1 protein-coding gene is annotated in these 1986 nt (G+C 67.2%); it reads right to left on the reverse strand.

The features are described 5' to 3' along the window. Positions 1-1986 (reverse strand): pyruvate dehydrogenase (acetyl-transferring), homodimeric type (aceE, locus tag ACSYDW_RS18925; RefSeq protein ID WP_438340285.1); only part of this gene is annotated, 1986 nt, incomplete at both ends.

A 1986-nucleotide genomic window follows, 5' to 3' on the forward strand; every position in this document is an offset into this window, starting at 1 on the left:
CCCTCGATGTCGAGGTTCTCGGGTTCCTTCGGCTGCTGGTACGGCTCGTTGTACAGGGTGATGTAGTACATCACGTTCGGGTCCGCGTGGTTCCCGCCGTACATGCGTTCCAGGCCGTCGCGCACGATGTGCCCGATCTCGTACCCGTAGGCCGGGTCGTAGGTGAGGACCGCGGGGTTGGTGGCGGCCAGGATCGGGGAGTGCCCGTCGGCGTGCTGCAGGCCCTCGCCGGTGAGCGTGGTGCGTCCGGCGGTGGCGCCCATGATGAAGCCGCGGGTCATCTGGTCCGCGGCGGCCCAGAACTGGTCGCCGGTGCGCTGGAACCCGAACATGGAGTAGAACACGTAGATCGGGATCAGCGGTTCGTCGTGGGTGGAGTAGGAGGTTCCGGCGGCGGTGAACGCGGCGACGGCGCCGGCCTCGTTGATGCCGGGGTGGATCAGCTGCCCGGCCGGGGATTCCTTGTAGGCCAGGACGAGTTCGCGGTCCACGGAGAGGTAGTTCTGCCCGGCGGGGTTGTAGATCTTCGCGGTGGGGAAGAACGCGTCCATGCCGAAGGTGCGCGATTCGTCGGGCACGATCGGGACCACCCGCTTGCCGAATTCCTTGTCGCGCATCAGGTCCTTGAGCAGGCGCACGAACGCCATGGTGGTGGCGGCCTGCTGCTTGCCCGACCCGCGGGAGGCGACCTCGTAGGTCTTGTCCTCGGGCAGGTGGATCTGTTTGGAGGCGGTGCGGCGCTCCGGGACGGCCCCGCCCAGGGCGGCGCGGCGTTCCATCATGTACCGGTACTCGGCCGAGTCGTTGCCGGGGCGGTAGTACGGGGGCAGGTAGGGGTCGGCCTCGAGCTGGGCGTCGGTGATGGGGATGCGCAGGTGGTCGCGGAAGCCCTTGAGGTCCTCCAGGGTCATCTTCTTCATCTGGTGGGTGGCGTTGCGGGCCTCGAAGTGGGGGCCCAGGCCGTAGCCCTTGACGGTCTTGGTGAGGATGACCGTGGGCTTGCCCTTGAACTCCATGGCTGCCTTGTAGGCGGCGTAGACCTTGTGGTAGTCGTGGCCGCCGCGCTTGAGGTTCCAGATGTCCTCGTCGGTGAGGTCCGCGACCATTTCCTTGGTGGCGGGGGACTTGCCGAAGAAGTGCTCGCGCACGAAGGCCCCGTTTTCGGCCTTGTAGGTCTGGTAGTCCCCGTCCGGGGTCTGGTTCATGATCTCCACCAGGGCGCCCTCGGCGTCCTTCTGCAGCAGGGAGTCCCATTCGCGGCCCCAGACGACCTTGATCACGTTCCAGCCGGCGCCGCGGAAGAACGCCTCGAGTTCCTGCATGATCTTCCCGTTGCCGCGCACCGGGCCGTCCAGGCGCTGGAGGTTGCAGTTGACCACGAAGGTGAGGTTGTCGAGCTTCTCGTTGGCGGCAAGCTGCAGGAAGCCGCGGGATTCGGGTTCGTCCATTTCGCCGTCGCCGAGGAATGCCCAGACGTGCTGGTCGGAGGTGTCCTTGATGCCGCGGTTGTGCAGGTAGCGGTTGGACTGGGCCTGGTAGATGGCGTTGGCCGGGCCGATGCCCATGGAGACGGTGGGGAATTCCCAGAAGTCCGGCAGGGAGCGCGGGTGCGGGTAGGAGGGCAGGGCGTGGCCTTCGCGGGACTTTTCCTGGCGGAACCCGTCCATGTCCTGCTCGGTGAGGCGGCCCTCGAGGAAGGCGCGGGCGTACATGCCCGGGGAGGCGTGGCCCTGGAAGAAGACCTGGTCGCCGCCGCCGGGGTGGTTCTTGCCGCGGAAGAAGTGGTTGAAGCCTACCTCGTAGAGGGTCGCGGCCCCGGCGTAGGTGGAGATGTGTCCGCCGACCCCGACGCCGGGGCGCTGGCCGCGGTGGACCATGACGGCGGCGTTCCAGCGCATGTAGGCGCGGTAGCGGCGTTCGACCTGTTCGTCGCCCGGGAACTCGGGCTCCTGGTCGACCGGGATGGTGTTCACATAGTCAGTCGTG

Source organism: Paeniglutamicibacter selenitireducens (genome assembly GCF_051550675.1).
Lineage (GTDB): Bacteria > Actinomycetota > Actinomycetes > Actinomycetales > Micrococcaceae > Paeniglutamicibacter.